Below are 18,894 nucleotides of genomic sequence, written 5' to 3' on the forward strand. Positions count from 1 at the left end.
TTGCCTTGGTTATCTAGGGCTACGAGATAAAAAGCTTTGTCTGACCCTGAGTCTACCCCATAGCCATTTATACTTGGTGCATCAGTGGGATTACGCCTGGTGTCTGCAATATAGTAGCGATCTAAACTGGCATCATAAGCAAACTGGTAGTCGTAAATACCAACTGTGTTCATCTCTTCAAGGGTAAAAAAATCGATGAGATTCCCATCAGCATCATAAATGACTATGGCTGGTTGGATTTCGTTTTCTGCCACAGTCAGTTGCCCCTCCAAATGCGTACCTTCACTAAACCGAGTTAAGTGATGATTGGTGCCATCAGCTTCAAAAATACTTCTAAGAATAAGACCACCATAAATACCCTCAAGAGCCCCTTCAGGTTCTCGCAGCCACTGATAATTGCCATCTTGGTCATATTTAATGATAAACATGTTTTTCATCATTAAACCAGACTCAGAATAGGCAGGGCCTTTGATACTATCGGTATCAAAATGTGGCGGGGGGGGGTGCCATTGCTATTGATAACATGTCCGCTAACATAGACATTATCATTCGCATCAAGACCTATAGAATTGGCATAATCGCTAATACCACCACCAATCACCTTATCCCAACGGAAATTGCCTTCGCAATCTGTGGAGAACACATAAATGTCTTTACTATTACCATTAACACTATAAGTGGTAAGATCCATATCATCATAATCGGTTTGACTAGACCCGACTTCAGCCAAATAGTAATAATTATTATCGCTATCCACCACTACTTCCAAGACACGTTCCATGCCAGTGCTGTAGATTTCACTTCCAGTGAGACCTGTAGTATTGCCTCCGCGTTTGGCCCATTGCCAATCTGGGGCATCTTCTTGTGCCTGTAAACCAAAACTAGTCAGAAACATGACTACAAAGCCATAAATTTGTAATTGTTTTTGCATCGTATGTTAATTTGGTTAATATATATTGCTTAAAATTAGTAAATAAATATATACATAAAACCGTATTTATTGATTAAAAAATATTTTTGTTCTAATGCACAGTATTTTATATTCAAATATGGTAGTATCATTGGGGTGTACAGAGTATGTTAAATTTATATTTTAGTAAAGTTTCGTAATAAAAACTCAAACATTCTACCATTAAACAATCCCCAAGCGAGTAAAAGTCCTTCTGCAAGCGAGTACCACGAACAACCCACAACAAGCAAGTAAAAATTCTCCCCCTTTACGGAGAGCTAGAGGGGGCTTTTTCCTTTTCACCAACCTCATAGCTCAAGTATAGGTTTAGCATAGCTACTCCATAGCTTAAGTATTAAAACAAAACACGACAAAAATCGACAAAACGCAAAATCAAGACCTGATTTCACTCTATTCTATAAACAGAATTCAAATAGAAAAAATTGCAAATAAAACTGATTAGCATTAAATCGGCCGCAGCGACTAAATAAAATGACCGCCGTCAATTCAAGAATCGATGGCGGTCATTTGATGTATTTATATAAAAAAATGTTCTAAAGTTGCAGATGATTTCCATCTAAACGCTCCCCTAGCCTATTTTCCTTTATTGTAATCTGCTAAGAATTTTTCTAAACCGCTATCGGTCAGAGGGTGTTTCAACAAACCTTCGATAGAAGATAATGGTCCAGTCATAACGTCTGCACCGAGTTTGGCACAATCAATCACGTGCATGGTATGACGAATTGAAGCCGCAAGAATTTCAGTATCAAACATATAAGTATCATAAATTAACCGAATTTCCTCAATTAATTTTAAACCGTCACTAGAAATATCGTCTAGTCTACCGATAAAAGGTGACACATAAGTGGCTCCTGCTTTTGCTGCAAGTAATGCCTGTCCTACTGAAAACACTAAGGTACAATTGGTGCGAATGCCTTTTTCTGAAAAATATTTAATCGCTTTGACGCCATCTTTAATCATTGGCACTTTTACAACGATTTGGTCATGAAGTTTTGCTAAAGCTTCGCCTTCTTTCACGATGCCATCAAAATCGGTAGCAATGACTTCAGCACTAACATCGCCGTCAACAATTTCGCATATTTTGAGATAATGTTTTTTGATATTTTCTTCGCCTGTGATTCCTTCTTTAGCCATCAAGGATGGATTTGTGGTCACGCCATCTAAAATCCCTAAGTCTTGGGCTTCTTTGATTTGATCAATATTCGCAGTGTCAATAAAAAATTTCATAAGTTCTGTTTTGTTACAAATTTACAGTTTATAGTGATTTAAAAGTAGTTTTTCAAAAACTTTATCAGGCAAAATACATTTCAGTATGACGGAAAATTTCTGCATAAAATCTCCTACTTTATAATGTATTTTAGGATTGGATTTCTGCATGATTTTGTAGACATTTTCAGCCATCAAATTGGGGTTTCTACCATTGTCCACATGTTCATTCATCAAATCTAAACTTTTTTGATAAATCGGATGGTAAGGTGAATTGTCTAGAGCTGGCGCATGATAACGACCTGCAGCAATATTGGTGGCGAAATCGCCAGGAGCCACATTGGTCATTTTAATGTTAAATGATTTCAATTCCATGCGGTAAGCTTCTGTGGTGAGTTCTAAAGCGCCTTTGCTTGCAGAATAAAATCCGCGAAAAGGCAAACCCATGTAGCCCGCAATAGAAGTGACATTGATGATGAAACCAAATTTTTGTTTTCGCATTTGAGGCAAGACCGCCTTAATCACACGCAAAGGACCAAAATAATTGGTATTGAATACTTTTTTTTGTTCTTCTTCCGGGATTTCTTCCAGTGGTCCAGTAATGCCAACACCTGCATTATTGATCAGAAAATCGATATGCCCTTCTCTTTCGATAAGTATATTTACCGCATTTTGTATGGTCTGCACATCATTCACATCCAATTTCAAAAAATGAATTCCATTTTTTTCATTCTGTTTCGGATTTCGGCTTGTACCGTAAACTTTGTATTGTTTTTGGGCTAAATATTCGCCGATGGATTTTCCGATGCCTGAAGATGCACCGGTAATTAAAACAATTTTTGGCATTGCGTTTTCAATTTTTGCAAATATCCAACTTATCAATTTAAGAAAAAAATGAGAGGAAACTTTTGGGCATAAAAAAAGGCAAGCGACCTACATCACACCGCTCAACCATCTACCCTTGCTGCGTTCCCGCCCTGGGGGATTCGACAGGAGCTGGTTGTGTAGGACTTGCCGACTGCAAAGATACAATCTTATTTAATTTTGACAAGAATTTTTTAAGTGAAATTCCCTATTTTTACCCCAATATTTAATTCGATTATTATGCGCCTTTTCAAATACTTGACAGCCATTATTTTAACATTTATGGTTTTGTCTTGCGATGAAGATTTATCTAAAGATTTCAAGTTAAACCTGAAAGCTATTGACATTAAAATTTCAGAACCGCTTCAGGGTTCAGTTAATTTTCTGAAAGACCATGAAGTGGCTTCCATAGTTTATAAACTTCAAGATAAAATTATTTTTGAAACCAAATCCAACGAGGCTCTAAATGCAGATATTTCTAATTTGAAACTAGGACATCACGAGCTTTCTGTAGAAATTTCGATTGAAGATGAACAGGTTGTTTTAAAAAAAGAAATCAAAATTTTGAACGATAAAAAACCTAAAATTTATACTTACGAAATCGTGAATACTTATCCTCATGATATTTTGGCTTACACCCAAGGTTTAGAATTTCATGGCGACACACTTTATGAAAGTACAGGACAACGCGGACGTTCTTCATTGAGAAAAGTTGATTATAAAACTGGCGAAGTTTTGAAAAAAGTAGAATTAGATGAATTCTATTTTGGAGAAGGTTTAACGATTTTGGATGATAAAATTTACCAACTTACTTGGCAATCTCAAGAAGGTCTTGTTTACGATTTGGAAACTTTGGAACGTGTAGGAAAATTCGGTTATGGCGAAAGCAAAGAAGGTTGGGGACTGTGTACCGATGGTGAAAAATTTTATAAAAGTGATGGCACAGATAAAATCTGGTTGTTGGATCAAAACACTTTGGAAGAAACTGGCTATTTGCAAGCTACCACCAACACTTCAGTTTTGAATCAACTCAACGAATTGGAATGGATTGAAGGTAAAATTTATGCCAATACATACCAAAAAGATGGCGTGGTCATCATCAATCCTAAAAACGGCGCAGTCACTGGCGTAGTTGACTTTAGAGGTTTGCGAGACCAAGTAAAACAACATTCGCGATTGGATGTTTTGAATGGAATCGCTTACCATAAAGCTTCAGGAAAAATATTCGTTACTGGAAAAAACTGGAATAAGCTGTTTGAAGTCAACATCATCCCAAAATAATTGTCGAATTTTGTCGTTTGTATCGCAAGTCCATAATATGAAACAGATTATATTTTTCAGTTTAGCAATTCTTCTAATTTCAATGTCCTCATGTCGTGATGATTTTGAAACAGAACCAAGTTTTGGTGCTTTAGAATTTTCAAAAGACACGGTTTATTTGGATACTGTGTTTACGAACACCAGTTCCAGCACTTATAATTTTAAAGTTTACAACCGTAGTGATAACGATATCACCATCCCACAAATTTCTTTGAATCGCGGAGAAGATTCAGATTTTCGACTAAATGTTGATGGCGTGGCTGGTAAAAGCATTCAAAATATAGACATTTTTGCTAAGGATAGCATATTTGTATTTGTAGAAGTGACTTCAAATATAAATGAAACGGCACCGGATGAATTATCTTTTCTGAATACGGATCAAATCAATTTCGATACTGGAGAAAATTTGCAGCAAGTTGAATTGGTATCGCTAATTCAAGATGCATATTTTTTGTATCCAGAGCGTTTTGAGGACGGTTCAACAGAAAATTTAGTACTTGGTTTAGATGAAGATGGTGAAGAAATTACCATTGACGGTTTTATTCTGGACGATGAACATTTGACTTTTACTAATGAAAAACCCTACGTTATTTATGGTTTTGCAGGAGTTGGTTCTGGTAAAACTCTAAATATTGAACCTGGCGCACGCATTCATTTTCATGCTAATAGTGGCATCATTGCCGCAAACAATGCCAGCGTTCAAGCTGTGGGCGATTACAGCGCTGATGAAGACGCTATGGAAAATGAAATTATTTTTGAAGGCGACCGATTGGAACCAAATTTTGCAGATGTACCTGGACAATGGGCGTCAATTTGGCTGACGGATGGCAGTACAAATCATCGTTTTGAACACGTCACCATCAAAAATTCTACGGTCGGGATTTTGATGGATTCTAATGATGGCGGTGCTGACCCGACTTTAACCATAAAAAACACACAAATCTACAATTCTGCCAATGTTGGTTTGTTAGCAAGAACTGGACATGTTGATGCAGAAAATCTTGTCATCAACAACAGTGGTCAAGCCTCGTTAAACTTATCTTTGGGCGGACGATATAACTTTAGACACTGCACTTTTGCGAACTATTGGCAAAATAGCTTCAGACAGTTTCCGAGTGTCTTGATAGAAAACAATTTACAATCTGGCGAAACACTTTTTATCGCTGATTTGGAAGAGGCTAATTTTTCGAATTGCATCATTTATGGCAATGAAAATATTGAATTAATTTTTAATAAGTCAGATGAAGCAGAATTCAACTATAATTTTGAAAATTGTTTGTTGCGTTTCAACGATTTCAACAATCAATTTGAAGATGAACCTGAATATGATTTTGAAAATGAAGACTTGTTTCAAAATTTGATTTTGAATGAAAATCCTGAGTTTCGAGATGAGCGAGAAAACGATTTAATTATCGGTGAAGAATCTGGCGCCAATAATGCTGCCAATCCTACTACTGCAAATCAAGTGCCGTTGGATATTCTAGGCGTGAACAGAACTGATAATCCTGACATTGGTGCGTATCAAAGTATTGAATTTGAAGAATAAAAAAATCCGTGACTTTGAAAATCACGGATTTTTGTTAGTTTAAATCTTGGAAGTTTTTAAAAATCTTCTAGGTTTGTTCGAAACTTAGTATCCACTATATTTTTGATAAATCGGCATAATTTTGGTTGAAAACTTTTGACCTTCTTCCATAGACAATTCCATAACTTCTCCTTGCACTTTTAGCATCTTTTTACCCAAATCGGTTTCATAAAAGTCTAGTAAATCTTGGATTTCTTTAGCTGTGAACTTTTCAGTATAAACTTGAGCAAACTTATTATACATCGCATCTAAGGCAGGTTGGATTTCCTTTTTGAAATCAGCCACTTTATCCTCAGGAATGGTAGTATAAATAGGTTCCAGCGCAGATTCAACTGAATTATTAGATAATTTAACTAAGCGCTTAGCGTCTTTCAATTCTTGTGAATCTTGTGCAAAAGTGATTGCACTAATACATAATGCAACACCAAATAAAAATACTTTTTTCATAAAATTAAATTGTGATTATATTTAAGCAAATAACGGCATTTTGCTCATCATGGCGTGAACTTGTGTTTTTATTTTTTTCAGTTTAGAAGAATCTTCATGGTTTTGAATAACTTCATCGATCAATTCAACAATGTCAGACATGTCATTTTCTTTCAAACCACGTGTCGTCACTGCTGGCGTACCAATTCTAATTCCTGAGGTTACGAATGGCGATTTATCATCGAAGGGAACCATATTTTTATTGACGGTAATACCAGCCAAACCTAAAGCTTCCTCAGCTTGTTTTCCAGAAATATTTTTGTTCCTTAAATCAATCAACATCATGTGATTATCCGTTCCACCAGAAATAATATGATAATCTTTTTTTACAAAAGCATCAGCCATTGCTCTGGCATTGCTCAAAACTTGTTTTTGGTATTCAAAAAACCCATCTTCCAAAGCTTCACCAAAAGCAACTGCTTTAGCTGCGATAATATGTTCTAGTGGTCCACCTTGATTGCCTGGGAAAACTCCTGAATTCAATAAAGTTGACATCTTTTTCAAATTACCGTTTTTCAGTTTTTGACCATAAGGATTTTCGAAATCTTTTCCCATTAAAATAATCCCACCTCTAGGTCCGCGAATTGTTTTGTGCGTTGTAGAAGTCACAATATGGCAATGTTCCAGTGGACTTTGCAACAAACCTTTAGCAATTAAACCCGCAGGATGCGCCATATCGGCAAGCAAAATAGCATCCACCTCGTCAGCAATTTCTCTGAATTTTTTATAGTCGAAAGCTCGGGAATAAGCCGATGCACCGGCAATAATCATTTTAGGACGTTCCTTGTGAGCAACTTCTCTAACGTGCTCGTAATCTATAAGTCCAGTTTCTTTGTCAACGCCATAAAAAACAGGATCGTAAAGTTTCCCGGAGAAATTCACAGGAGAACCATGAGTCAGGTGACCACCATGAGACAAGTCAAAACCTAAAATTTTGTCGCCAGGATTCAAACAAACCGAAAAAACGGCTGTGTTGGCTTGAGAACCAGAATGAGGCTGGACGTTGGCATATTCAGCATTGAATAATTTTTTTGCACGTTCAATGGCTAAATTTTCAACTTTATCAACAACTTCGCAACCACCATAATAACGTTTGCCAGGATAACCTTCAGCGTATTTATTGGTCAGTACAGAACCGGCAGCTTCCATCACATCTGGACTGGCAAAATTCTCACTAGCTATGAGTTCAAGTCCGTTTTTTTGTCTATCTTTTTCTTCGTTTATTAAAGTATAAATTTCTTTATCGTTCATTGTTTAGCATTAAAGTTAAATAAGGTTCAAATTTAATTATTTGATTCGGTAAATTCACATAAAATAATATATTTGAAGGAATATTTAAGTAAATTCGAATCATAAAAACATAAATAATATGTCATTAGCTGCAAACGATCCATCTAGAGAGTCCTGGTTAGATATCCCGGACAATTCAGATTTCCCGATACAAAATATTCCTTTTGGTGTGTTTCTAACTCGTGATGATATCATTACGATTGGTACTAGAATTGGCGATTATGCCATTGATTTGGGAGCTTTACATCAACTTGGCTATTTTGAAGGTATTCCACTTACAGACGATATTTTCTTACAAGATACTTTGAATGATTTCATCGCAGATGGTCGTAAAACTTGGCGTTCCGTCAGAAACAGAATTGCTGAAATTTTTGATATCAAAAACGATACTTTGAAAAATAATGAAAAGGATCGTGAAACTGTACTTTTTACGCTTGATGAAATTGAAATGCAAATGCCGGTAGAAGTCGGTGATTATACAGATTTCTACTCGAGCAAAGAACATGCGACCAATGTTGGAAAAATGTTTCGTGACCCAGACAATGCTTTGTTACCAAACTGGCTACACATTCCAGTTGGTTATCACGGTAGAAGCTCTTCTATCGTGCCAAGTGGAATTCCATTGCACAGACCACAGGGTCAGAAATTACCTAAAGGTGCAGATGAACCGATTTTTGGTCCATCCAGACTTTTGGATTTTGAACTCGAGATGGCATTCATCACAACAGCGTCAAATCATTTAGGCGAGCCAATTCCGATCGAGGAAGCTGAAAGTTATATTTTTGGTATGGTACTTTTCAATGACTGGAGTGCAAGAGACTTGCAAAAGTGGGAATACGTGCCGCTCGGTCCGTTTTTAGGTAAAAACTTTGGTTCTTCCGTTTCACCTTGGATTGTTACTTTGGATGCACTTGAACCATTTAGAGTTGAAGGTCCTAAACCTGTCAAAGAGTTGTTGCCTTATTTGAAAACAAAAGGTAAAAAAAGTTTCGATATTGACTTGGAAGTTGCCATAAAACCTGAAAATGCCGATGAAGAAACTGTAGTTTCGAATTCCAATTTTAAATATATGTATTGGAATATGAGTCAACAATTGGCACATCATACAGTAAATGGTTGTAATGTAAGAAGTGGTGATATGATGGCAAGTGGAACGATTTCTGGACCAACACCAGATTCTTACGGTTCGATGCTAGAATTGTCTTGGGGTGGTTCAAAAATTGTAAAACTCAAAAATGGCGAAGAGCGTAAATTTATAGAAGATAATGATACCGTAATTCTACGTGGTCACTGCCAGAATCATGAAGTCAGGATTGGTTTCGGTGAAGTTACCACGAAAATTCTTCCTGTATTTAAATCTTAAAAGAAGAAGAATTTCAAAAACAAAAAAGCACCAATTAAAAAATTTAGTTGGTGCTTTTTATATTTAAATTGAATTTATATTCATTTACCCGCCGAAGTCTCCTCCGTTATCATCTCCTCCATCACTATTTCTTCGATCTTGTTCATTTTTCTGTTGATTGAAACGATACACAAATGTGGCAGTGATTTGTCTCTCTCTCCATTGAAAAGTACTTCTATTAGTAAAGGTTTCTGCAACGGTAAACTGATCTCTTTTCCTAGAATTAAACACATCGCGGACATTTACAGAAATAGTAGCATTGTCATTTAGAATTTCCTTACTAAAAGATAAATCTAGAGAAGCGATTGGATCAGTTTTGGTTTGCGCATTTTCTCGAGGTCCTCTATAAAAAGCATTTGTTTGCCACTGAATCTTCCAAGGCAAAATCACATTAGAACTGAATCTTCCAAAGTAACTTTCGTTAGTGGCACCAAATTCGTCACCTTCATAAGTTCCTTCACTTTCAAATCTAAAATAATTAAAACTCAAATTCGTTCTTAACCATTTTACAGGATTGTACAAAACACCCAACTCTGCACCATATCGTTCTTCTGTAGCAAGATTGATAGGTATATTTGCAATTATAGGAATATTATCCTCTTCAGTAAACTCGCCAGTATCTCTTTCCACACGCTCAAAAGCATCCGTCTCTCTTTGATAATAAATCGAAGAAGTTAAAGTAAAGTCTTCCCATTTTTTCAAATAACCCAAATCAAATGCATTAGCAAAAGAGGGATCCAAGTCAGGATTCCCTTGAAAGATATTAGTTCGACTCGATTGGGAAGGAAAAGGATTTAAATACCAGCCTCTTGGTCTATTAATACGTCGATTATACCCCAAAGACAGATTTTCATCTTCACCTAATTCATAAATTATATTCAAAGTTGGAAACAATCCTGTAAAATTTTTATCAAAGTCAACAGCTTCTTGTTCACTATTTTCTGATAAAGGTCGAGTATTACCTTTAAGTTGTGTATGTTCAAAACGTAACCCTAGTAAAAATGAAAACTGACCAAACTTATTTCCATATTGAGAATAGGCTGCCGTAATATTTTGCTGAAAATCAAATTGACTGGAAACATCTTCATTAATTTCAAAAGGGTCTGATGCCTCAAGTTTTCTCAGCACCAAAAAATCTTCGGTTGAGTCTGAATAATCTCCTCTGAATCCAGCTTCAAATTGAGAGTCACCAATTGGCAGAACGTAATCTGCTTGAAACAAAAAACTATCTTCATCTTCAGTTTCTGTCACTTCTTGCCCCGCAACAAAGTCTCCTGTAGTAATTTCGTTTTCGCTGATAGGGTTAAATTTTGTTTCATCTTTATTTGAGTATTGAAAATCCGCGGTTAATTTATGATCGCGATTTTCCTCATCAAAACGCTTTTCAAAATTTATAGAATATTGAAATCGTTTGTCATCCTCAAATTCGTTTTCCCTTCTGAAAGTTCTTTCAACAAGTTCTCCGTCATCGAACCTTGAAGAAAAATTATTTGTAATATCTTCATCTTCGCCCAATCTCATAAAAAAACTACCTGTCAAAGAAGTCATGTCGTTAAAGAAATACTCAACTCCTGTGTTCATGTTGAAATTCTGTCCGCTTCTATCGTATTCCCTATCTTCAATAATTCTATCAAAATCTCCACCCTCTTGAATTCTATCATTGAATGCATTTCCAGGTGCTTTTCTATCCGTAAAACCTAGATTATTAAACACATTGAAATTGTCGGTTCTAAGATTAACGTTTGTATAAATTCCTGTATTCCTTGGCTCACCTACTGTTCCTCTCACAGAACCATTAAAACCAAGAGTTTTTTCTCTTTTCAAAATAATGTTGATAATTCCTCCTGAACCTTCCGCATCATATCTTGCAGACGGACTTGTGATGACTTCTACAGATTCTATTGCATCGGCAGGTAGTTGCTGAAAAACATCCTGATCGCCATAGCCAGCTACTGAAGACGGTTTACCATTAATCAAAATCCTGACATTACTGTTACCTCGTAAACTGATGGCACCGTCAATATCAACTGTAACTGATGGCACATTGCCTAAAGCATCACTTACTGTTCCTCCAGCAGTTGTCAAGTCTTTTCCAACGTTATAAATCTTTTTATCCAAACGAACTTCAACTTGGGTAGTTTCCGAAACTACAGTAACTTCATCCAAATTGTCAGCGGCAATCTTCATTCCTATTGTTCCAAAATCTGTATCACCTTCAATAACATAGTCTTCGTAAGTTATGGTTTCAAAAGAAATATATTCTATTTTGATGTCGTAAGTTCCTGCATCCAATTTGATATTGAAAACACCTTTTCGATTTGTAACTCCACCATTTACAATAGTTCCATCATTTGGATTTAAGGCAGATACTGAAACATATTCCAAAGGGAAATTTTGTGATTTGTCAATAACCTTTCCAGTAATTTCGTAATCTTGGGCAAAGCCGAAAATTGGACTTAGAGCCAAAATAAATAATATTTTTTTAAACACGTTTTTTGTTTTTAGTTTACAGCATTTAAGACCGAACAAAGTAAAACGCGTTTAATGCGTATCAGTTAAAGTTGAGTTAAGATAAAAATGAAATGAATTTGAATAAGAAAAAGTCTCAAATAAGTAAGTTTTGCCAGTGTTTATCAAATTATTGAATTATTTTTGTGAAGTATGTAACGAGTTGTTATATTTCAGAAAATTTACGAACCTTAACATTGAAAGATATGTCAGAACAAAAAGATCATTTAGAAAACAAACAGGAAGAAGAAACTCAGGATAATTCTACTGCAAGCGAGGCTTCTGAAAAGGAGGCAAATGCTGAACAAGAACATTCTGAAACTAAATCTGAAAATAAAGATGTAGAAGAAGCTTCCGAAAGTCAAAGTGAGGAAAACACTGACGATCATCATAAAGAAGTTGATGACGCCAATGCCGAAGATAGTGAAGATGAAGATGTAAGTCGTCGTCATGATATAGAAATGAAGGATTACCACTCTATGTCTATGGATGAACTTGTTTTGGAATTGAAAAGTTTGGTGAAAAATGAGAAAGTTCAGGCTATTCGTGATCATGTGAGCAACATTAAAATTGAATTCGATAAAAAATTCAATGAAGTCATCGAAGAAAAAAAGGAAGAATTTTTGGCCGATGGTGGCAATATCATAGATTTTCATTATACGTCACCCGTTAAGAAAGAATTCAACACCATATATTTTGATTACCGTGAAAAACGTGATCAATATTATAGCCAACTGAAGAAAAATCTCAATACAAATCTAAAAACGAGATTGGCTATTATTGAGGAATTGAAAAATATGATTGGATCTGGCGAAAGCATGAATTCCAGTTTTAAACAATTCAAGGAACTTCAAGAACGCTGGAAAAATGCAGGATCTGTTCCAAGAAACGATTACAACACACTTTGGAATAACTACCATCACCACATCGAACGTTTTTACGATTTCCTTCATTTAGACCGCGAATTTCGTGATATGGATTTCAAACATAACTTTGATCAAAAGTTGAAAATCATAAATCGTGCGGAAGAGTTAGCAGAGGAAAATGATGTAAATCGAGCTTTTAGGGAATTACAATTACTTCACAAAATGTGGAAAGAAGAGCTCGGACCAGTTGCCAAAGAATACCGCGAGGAACTTTGGGAGCGTTTCAGTGAAGCCACAAAAAAAATTCATGATAAGCGCCAGGCACATTTCGAAAAACTAGATGGTGAACGAGAGGAAAACCTAAAAGTAAAACTCGACATTATTGAGCAAATCGAAAAAATAACCCAACCTGAAATAAAAAAACACAGAGATGCTCAGGAGCGAATAAAAAACATTCAAAAACTGCGTGATATTTTTTTCAAAGCTGGCAGTGTACCAAGAGCTAAACAAGATGAAACATGGGATGCGTTTAGAAAATCGACAAGAGAATTCAATAGGAAGAAAAACGAGTTCTATAAAAATCTAAAAAAAGAACAGTACGACAATCTTGAAAAGAAAAAAGAACTGATAAAAATTGCAGAAGACAATAAAGACAGTGAAGATTTTGAAACTACAACTTCATTAATGAAAAAAATCCAAAACGATTGGAAAAAAATCGGTCACGTTCCTAGAAAAGACAGTGACAAAATTTGGAAACAATTCAAAGCTGCATGCAATCATTATTTTGATAGATTTCACGACCATAAAAATGATGAAAGTACAGAAGAAATGAAGGCTTTCAACGAAAAGAAAGATTTGATTTCCAAAGTAAAAGACATCGACTTATCTCAAGACGATGATAAAATTTTGAGCACTGTTAAAGGTTTCATCAAAACTTGGAAAGATATTGGCATGGTACCAAGCAATAAACGCTATGTTGAAAATAAATTCAATCGTGCTTTAGATCAAGTTTTCAAAAAAATAGATGTCAGCAAAACCGATGCTGAGATGATGAAATACGAAAATAAAATTCAAAATCTTGAGGAAGCAGATGATTCTGGTAAAATTTACCGTGAGCAAACTTTCTTAAGAAAGAAAATTGATGAAACTAAATCTGAAATTCAACAATTGGAAAACAATTTGCAATTTTTTTCTGAAAGTAATCGTGATAATCCTTTGGTGAAAGAAGTTTACGATAATATCGATAAACTGAAAGAGAATTTAGAAATGTGGAAAACCAAATTATCTAAAGTAAAATCTATCTAGATTGACTAATTTAGAAACTGTTTCAGAAAGCTTTGTTTGTCCTTTATGTGCAAGCAAAGCTTTTTATTTTTGTAGTATTGACGAACCAGAGCGACATTATTTCCGTTGTTCGAGTTGTTGTGCGGTATTTTTACACCCAGAAAATTACATTGATAAAAATGCAGAACAGGAACGCTACGAAACTCATAACAATGATGTAGATGATCCAAGATACCAGAAATTTGTTAGCCCAATTACTGATGCTGTGCAGCAACATTTTCCGAAAACAGCAGCAGGTTTAGACTACGGTTGTGGCACTGGACCTGTAGCTTCAAAAGTTTTAGAAAGAAAAGGTTTTAAAGAAGTCGCACTTTATGACCCATTTTTTCAACCACACAAAAAAAATCTCGACAAAACCTACGATTATATTATATGTTGTGAAGTCATGGAGCATTTTTTTGATCCAAAATTTGAATTTGAAAGACTTCGAAAACTCTTAAAAAAGAATGGAAAATTATTTTGTAAAACCACAATTTTAGAAGAAGATATTTCTGTTGAAGGTTTTATAAATTGGTGGTACAACAAGGATCCAACACACGTGTTTTTTTATACTGAAAATACATTAAAATTCATCTCAAAACATTTCGATTTTCAAACTGTCAAGATTGAAGCTAAACTGATTACTTTTGGTTAAACTCAGTCTTTTTTCTTCATATTAACGTCAAAACTTGGAAATAAATCGACTAAAAGCGATAAGATTTCGGGATTATTTTCCAAAGCAGAATCTAAATGAAGTTTTGCCATTTCAAAATCGCCAAGTTCAAAATGAACGCCGGCAAAACGAAAATCTAACTCAGGATGATTTGGAAAAAAATCTTCAGCTTGTTTCAAAGTCAAAAAAGCTTCTTCAAATTCTTGTGTATTAATGAGTAAGTCAATTCTATTAAGCCAAGTATCAAGCTCATAATTACCGAGTTCAAGACTTTTCTTTAATCCAAATGCTGAATCCTGAATATTATCCAACTCCAAATTGATAATTGCATAATGTTTCCAATACAAAACGTTTTCTTCGTCAATATTGATCGCTTTATTGATATAATACAATGCTTTTTTGAAATCCTTGATTTTGATGTGAAAATCAGTAAGTGCTAACCAAACTTTATCCAGTAGTGGATCTTCGTGAAGCGCCTTTTTATAATTTTTCAGGGCATTTTCAGGTTGATTCAATTTTAAAAAGCATTTACCAATTCTGAGATAGGCAAAAGCTGTTGGATCGTCGATTTGAAGTGTTAGCGTATAACATTCTATAGCTTCTTTATAACGATGTAGACGCTCCAAAACTTTTCCTTTTTCAAGGTAAGCTCCAATAAAATAATCGTCAGAAATTATTGCAAAATCAAAAGCTTCTAGTGCTTTGCTATAATTTTTAGCTTCAAAATAAAGCTTGCCCAACTGATGCCAAGCCACTTCACAGTATGGATTGTTATCTAAAAAGCTTTTAAGAAATATAATGGCTTCTTCGCTTTGGTCTAGGAAATCAAAACAATAAATGATGTTATAAAGTGCTGTATAGTCATTTTCATCATTTTCCAAACAACTGATATAGCTGTTTTTGGCTTTATCGAAATCTTCCAAAAACAAATATTCCATTCCCATAATGCTATGGATTTCGACCAAGTCATCAGCAAATTTCAAAGCTTCATCCAAAACTTTAATCGCTTCATTATGTAGGTCTTGTTTGGAATACACGTTTGCAATCAAGATGTATATTTCTTCATTATTTGGCTCTAATGCTTTTAAATCCTGCAACAAACTAATCGCTGAATCAAATTTATCTTCGAATGATAAAATTTCGGCTTTCATCAACAACAAATTTGTAGCTGAAGGATGCTGATCCAGGGCTAATTTCAATGCTTTTTTAGCTAAAGCTAAGCGACCTGAATCCATATAATGCGCAATGATATTCTCGAATTCTGACGCATCAAAAAAGAGGATTTCATTGGTTTTAAGCATCATTTCAAACTTTTCTATAGGAAAGTCGAAGTCTTCGTGATGAGATGATCCTAAGTGCATAAATGATGATTTAATTTGGTGTTAAGATAAAAGACTTTAGCGATATAAATAGTATTTCTCAAAAAATGTTATCCACAATTTATTCCACGCTTTTTGATTTTTTATAATCTTCAATTATATCAATAATAATGCCACATCCATGTATAATATCTTCATCCGAAATATTTAGTGGTGGAGAAATCCGAACAGCCCTACTTTCATAAAGCAACCAAAACAGTAGTAAATTTCGGTTTTTAGCTTCCAAAACCACATGATTGGCTATTTCTGAATTTTTGAAAATCGGTGCTAACATGAGACCTTTACCCCTAATTTCAATGATCAAATCGTGTTGTAAATGTTGCCTAAATAACTGTTCTTTTTCTAATGTCTTTTCAATAATATCGCTATTCAAAAGCACTTCTAGTGTTGCTTTAGAAGCTGCCGCAATAACAGGATTTCCGCCAAATGTGGTAATGTGTCCCATTTTTGGTGAATCGCTTAGCTGACTCATAATCGACTCCGATGCGGTGAACGCGCCGCAAGGCAAACCTGAAGCCATGCCTTTACCTAAGACTAGAATATCTGGAACAACATCAAAATGTTGAAAACCGAACAACTTTCCAGTTCTGCCAAAACCCGGCTGAATTTCATCCAAAATCAATAATGCACCAACTTTTTCACACCTCTGTTTTACTTTTTTTAGGTAGTCATTTTCTGGAATTATAAACCCCGCACCTCCTTGAATAGTTTCTAATATCACAGCCGCTGTATTGTTGGTAATGACATCTAGACATGTCTCTTCATTAAATTGTATGTGCGAAATATCTCCCACCAAAGGTCTAAACGGAGCAATGCGCTCTTCATAATCCATTAAACTTAATGCGCCGTAAGAATTGCCGTGATAGCAATTTTTTGCTGCTAAAATTTGCGAACGCCCCGTAACTCTTCGGGCGAGTTTCATTGCGCCATCAATAGCTTCTGTTCCACTGTTGACTAAATAAGTTTGCGATAGCGAATCGGGTAAATTTTCAGCAAGCAATTTGGTGAATTCCACAGCAGGACTTTGAATAAATTCGCCGTAAACCATAACATGCAAGTACGAATCCAGTTGATTTTTTATGGCAGAAATCACCTTAGGATGACGGTGACCTAGCCCGCAAGCAGAAACACCGGCAACAAAATCCAAATATTGTCGTCCATCTGTAGTGTGAATGTAACTGCCTTCAGCAAACTTAATATCCAAACCAATAGGATGAGGCGTAGTTTGCGCCTGATGAGTCAAAAAATCACTCTTCATCTGTCTTTATTGCTTTTAGTTTTTTGAGTTTTTTTGTGGGTTTTTCCTTTGGCTGATCAGTTTCTTGATTTCCTGATTGCAATTTTGAAATATTTAAATCTGAATTAGAATTCATTTCTTCTAAATCTTGAAAGAAATCATCATAAATTTCAGGATCTTTAATACCTTTTATTTTTGGTAAAACTAGACTGTCTCTACCTTTGAATAAATCAGATTTTTGAAGCAATTGCTCCTCGCCTCTCCAATTGAAATCTTTCAATTTGGCTCCGTTTTCTGGAAAAAGCGATCTGGGATAAGTATCTGAATCTACATTTTTATAATATGTGACTTCTGTAATTTCCTGATCCTCAAATAGCATTTTAATTTTAGCCGATAAAGATTTATTGATACCGACCAATTCGCCTTGATCATCACGAGTATAGAAAATGGTTTCTGTATTTTTGACTACATCAACTTCGTAAATTTCATTGTTTTTGAAAAGACCAAACAATTCTTTTCCTTTAATTTGGTTAAAGCCTTCAATCGAGTCTTTTTGAATCAAAAATGCATTGTAAAAAACTTTCAAAGAATCGATTTGTTCTGTTTCTGTATTGCTAAGCAAATGAATAGTATCACCAGTAATTTGGCTATTTCCAGACCAAAGTATTGGCTCTCTAATCATTTTTGTAATCCCAGTTTTTTCACTAGTATATATGGAATCGGCTTTACCGCTTAAGTCAGTTTTGTAAATTCTTGCATCGTAGAACGCGCGCATTTCTCGAAATTCTGGCTTTCCTGTAATCATCAAAGTATCACTGGCAATAAATAGCGAATCTTTATCTTGTTTGACTGCTGCATAAGGTCTTTTGGTTATAAATACAGAATCTTTTTCTCTGAAAACTTCGGCATAATGACCACGAATCACAGATTCATTGATGGTATCGGTAACTTTTATATTATTTGTTGCTGAAGCAAAATTTCGTTGTCGATCAAAATATATACTATCACCTTCCAATAATCGGTTTTCGTAATCTATTTTTGAATTCTTAACAAAAAAACCTTTATCTTTTCTTGTGTCATAAAAACCACGTTCGCAATAAACCACACTGGTTTCGCTGGTAATTGTGGACGGACCGTAAAGATAGGCGTGACCCAATTCAGAGTAGAAATCCAAGCGTTCAGAATCAATATTATATTCAGGATTTCTGACTTTTACATTTCTTTTGAAACTATATTTTTCTAAATTCATAAAATAGCGACCAATCTGACTTGTAATTGTAGATGCAGAATCTTTCACCTGACCGCCGCTTCTATAAAACGCCTGCTGTGTTTTCCTGTTGAAAAATAAAGAATCAGTCGTCAACTGATTGCTTGGCGTCTCTAAAAGAACGTCATCACTTGCAAATGCAAACTGTGTTTCACCATTGTATTCAGCATATTTACTCGTCATGTTTATGGTGTCACCTTGCTTCATTCTCACGTTTCCAAAGGCTTTAAAAAAATCTTCATTTTGATAAAAAATTGCACGATCGCACCAAACTTTAACACCTTCGTGAAGAAAATATACCTGATTTTTTACCTTAGATAATATAAAAGCACCTGGGTAGTTTTTCTCATCGACACGAGTCCGGTCGCTTTCATAGTAAATTTTTTTCGTTTCCTGCGCTTTCAATGGAATGGCAGTCAGGAAAAAAACAAATAAGACAAAGATGATTCTCAAAGTTGAACAGGTTTTAGTTTGCAAAATTAATCATTTCAAATATTGTCAAGCTTTTTTACACTAAT

The 18,894-nt window shown here is 35.1% G+C and carries 15 protein-coding genes and 1 other RNA gene; 5 read left to right on the top strand and 11 right to left on the bottom strand.

Annotated features, from left to right (window positions below):
• The 5 genes from EIG86_RS01690 to ffs form a co-directional block, all read right to left on the bottom strand.
• Positions 1-428: hypothetical protein (locus EIG86_RS01690; RefSeq protein WP_157983100.1), on the bottom strand; the 428-nt coding region annotated here is incomplete at its 3' end.
• 11 nt (positions 429-439) lie between these two features.
• The gene (locus EIG86_RS01695) at positions 440-931 is read right to left on the bottom strand and encodes a hypothetical protein (RefSeq protein WP_127844418.1); all 492 of its coding nucleotides are present in this window, start codon (positions 929-931) and stop codon (positions 440-442) included.
• 612 nt (positions 932-1,543) lie between these two features.
• Positions 1,544-2,197, bottom strand: a complete 654-nt coding sequence (gene fsa, locus EIG86_RS01700) for a fructose-6-phosphate aldolase (RefSeq protein WP_127844419.1) — start codon at positions 2,195-2,197, stop codon at positions 1,544-1,546.
• Between the two features lie 21 nt (positions 2,198-2,218).
• Positions 2,219-3,022, bottom strand: coding sequence for an SDR family oxidoreductase (locus tag EIG86_RS01705; protein WP_127844420.1), 804 nt, complete (start codon positions 3,020-3,022; stop codon positions 2,219-2,221).
• 73 nt (positions 3,023-3,095) lie between these two features.
• Positions 3,096-3,193: signal recognition particle sRNA small type (ffs, locus tag EIG86_RS01710), an RNA gene on the bottom strand.
• Positions 3,194-3,280: 87 nt separating this feature from the next.
• On the opposite strand from ffs, the gene EIG86_RS01715 reads away from it, so the two are divergent.
• Positions 3,281-4,321, top strand: coding sequence for a glutaminyl-peptide cyclotransferase (locus tag EIG86_RS01715; protein WP_127844421.1), 1,041 nt, complete (start codon positions 3,281-3,283; stop codon positions 4,319-4,321).
• A 37-nt stretch (positions 4,322-4,358) separates the two neighbouring features.
• A complete protein-coding gene (locus EIG86_RS01720; RefSeq protein ID WP_127844422.1) occupies positions 4,359-5,906 on the top strand; it encodes a hypothetical protein in 1,548 nt (515 codons plus the stop codon).
• 84 nt (positions 5,907-5,990) lie between these two features.
• On the opposite strand, the gene EIG86_RS01725 is transcribed toward EIG86_RS01720, so the two are convergent.
• Positions 5,991-6,392 carry a DUF2059 domain-containing protein gene (locus EIG86_RS01725; protein ID WP_127844423.1) on the bottom strand — a complete coding sequence of 134 codons (402 nt, stop codon included), beginning with the start codon at positions 6,390-6,392 and terminating at the stop codon, positions 5,991-5,993.
• 21 nt (positions 6,393-6,413) lie between these two features.
• A complete protein-coding gene (locus tag EIG86_RS01730; RefSeq protein WP_127844424.1) occupies positions 6,414-7,682 on the bottom strand; it encodes a serine hydroxymethyltransferase in 1,269 nt (422 codons plus the stop codon).
• Positions 7,683-7,800: 118 nt separating this feature from the next.
• On the opposite strand from EIG86_RS01730, the gene fahA reads away from it, so the two are divergent.
• Positions 7,801-9,084: a fumarylacetoacetase gene (gene fahA, locus EIG86_RS01735; RefSeq protein WP_127844425.1), complete on the top strand. Its 1,284-nt coding sequence runs from the start codon at positions 7,801-7,803 to the stop codon at positions 9,082-9,084.
• 84 nt (positions 9,085-9,168) lie between these two features.
• Here fahA and EIG86_RS01740 read toward each other — a convergent pair whose 3' ends face one another.
• Positions 9,169-11,613, bottom strand: coding sequence for a TonB-dependent receptor domain-containing protein (locus EIG86_RS01740; protein ID WP_240032155.1), 2,445 nt, complete (start codon positions 11,611-11,613; stop codon positions 9,169-9,171).
• A gap of 224 nt (positions 11,614-11,837) precedes the next feature.
• Here EIG86_RS01740 and EIG86_RS01745 point away from each other — a divergent pair, with 224 nt between their 5' ends.
• On the top strand, positions 11,838-13,802 hold the full coding sequence (locus tag EIG86_RS01745) for a DUF349 domain-containing protein (RefSeq protein ID WP_127844426.1): 1,965 nt from the start codon (positions 11,838-11,840) through the stop codon (positions 13,800-13,802).
• Between the two features lies 1 nt (position 13,803).
• A complete protein-coding gene (locus EIG86_RS01750) occupies positions 13,804-14,475 on the top strand; it encodes a class I SAM-dependent methyltransferase (RefSeq protein ID WP_127844427.1) in 672 nt (223 codons plus the stop codon).
• 2 nt (positions 14,476-14,477) lie between these two features.
• On the opposite strand, the gene EIG86_RS01755 is transcribed toward EIG86_RS01750, so the two are convergent.
• The 3 genes from EIG86_RS01755 to EIG86_RS01765 all read right to left on the bottom strand — a co-directional run bounded on the left by EIG86_RS01755 (position 14,478) and on the right by EIG86_RS01765 (position 18,829).
• The gene (locus EIG86_RS01755) at positions 14,478-15,854 is read right to left on the bottom strand and encodes a tetratricopeptide repeat protein (protein WP_127844428.1); all 1,377 of its coding nucleotides are present in this window, start codon (positions 15,852-15,854) and stop codon (positions 14,478-14,480) included.
• Between the two features lie 79 nt (positions 15,855-15,933).
• A complete protein-coding gene (locus EIG86_RS01760) occupies positions 15,934-17,130 on the bottom strand; it encodes an aspartate aminotransferase family protein (RefSeq protein WP_127844429.1) in 1,197 nt (398 codons plus the stop codon).
• A complete protein-coding gene (locus EIG86_RS01765) occupies positions 17,120-18,829 on the bottom strand; it encodes an OstA-like protein (RefSeq protein WP_127844430.1) in 1,710 nt (569 codons plus the stop codon). The genes EIG86_RS01760 and EIG86_RS01765 overlap by 11 nt, the downstream gene beginning before the upstream one ends.
• Positions 18,830-18,894 lie beyond the last annotated feature (65 nt).

It is taken from the genome of Psychroflexus aestuariivivens, from assembly GCF_004010055.1.
GTDB classification, from domain to species: Bacteria; Bacteroidota; Bacteroidia; order Flavobacteriales; family Flavobacteriaceae; genus Psychroflexus; species Psychroflexus aestuariivivens.

Excerpts from the sequence above, each read along its gene's own strand:
- EIG86_RS01695 (WP_127844418.1), bottom strand. The coding sequence starts at position 931 with ATGCAAAAACAATTACAAATTTATGGCTTTGTAGTCATGTTTCTGACT.
- fsa (WP_127844419.1), bottom strand. The coding sequence starts at position 2,197 with ATGAAATTTTTTATTGACACTGCGAATATTGATCAAATCAAAGAAGCC.
- EIG86_RS01705 (WP_127844420.1), bottom strand. The coding sequence starts at position 3,022 with ATGCCAAAAATTGTTTTAATTACCGGTGCATCTTCAGGCATCGGAAAA.
- EIG86_RS01715 (WP_127844421.1), top strand. The coding sequence starts at position 3,281 with ATGCGCCTTTTCAAATACTTGACAGCCATTATTTTAACATTTATGGTT.
- EIG86_RS01720 (WP_127844422.1), top strand. The coding sequence starts at position 4,359 with ATGAAACAGATTATATTTTTCAGTTTAGCAATTCTTCTAATTTCAATG.
- EIG86_RS01725 (WP_127844423.1), bottom strand. The coding sequence starts at position 6,392 with ATGAAAAAAGTATTTTTATTTGGTGTTGCATTATGTATTAGTGCAATC.
- EIG86_RS01730 (WP_127844424.1), bottom strand. The coding sequence starts at position 7,682 with ATGAACGATAAAGAAATTTATACTTTAATAAACGAAGAAAAAGATAGA.
- fahA (WP_127844425.1), top strand. The coding sequence starts at position 7,801 with ATGTCATTAGCTGCAAACGATCCATCTAGAGAGTCCTGGTTAGATATC.
- EIG86_RS01745 (WP_127844426.1), top strand. The coding sequence starts at position 11,838 with ATGTCAGAACAAAAAGATCATTTAGAAAACAAACAGGAAGAAGAAACT.
- EIG86_RS01755 (WP_127844428.1), bottom strand. The coding sequence starts at position 15,854 with ATGCACTTAGGATCATCTCATCACGAAGACTTCGACTTTCCTATAGAA.
- EIG86_RS01760 (WP_127844429.1), bottom strand. The coding sequence starts at position 17,130 with ATGAAGAGTGATTTTTTGACTCATCAGGCGCAAACTACGCCTCATCCT.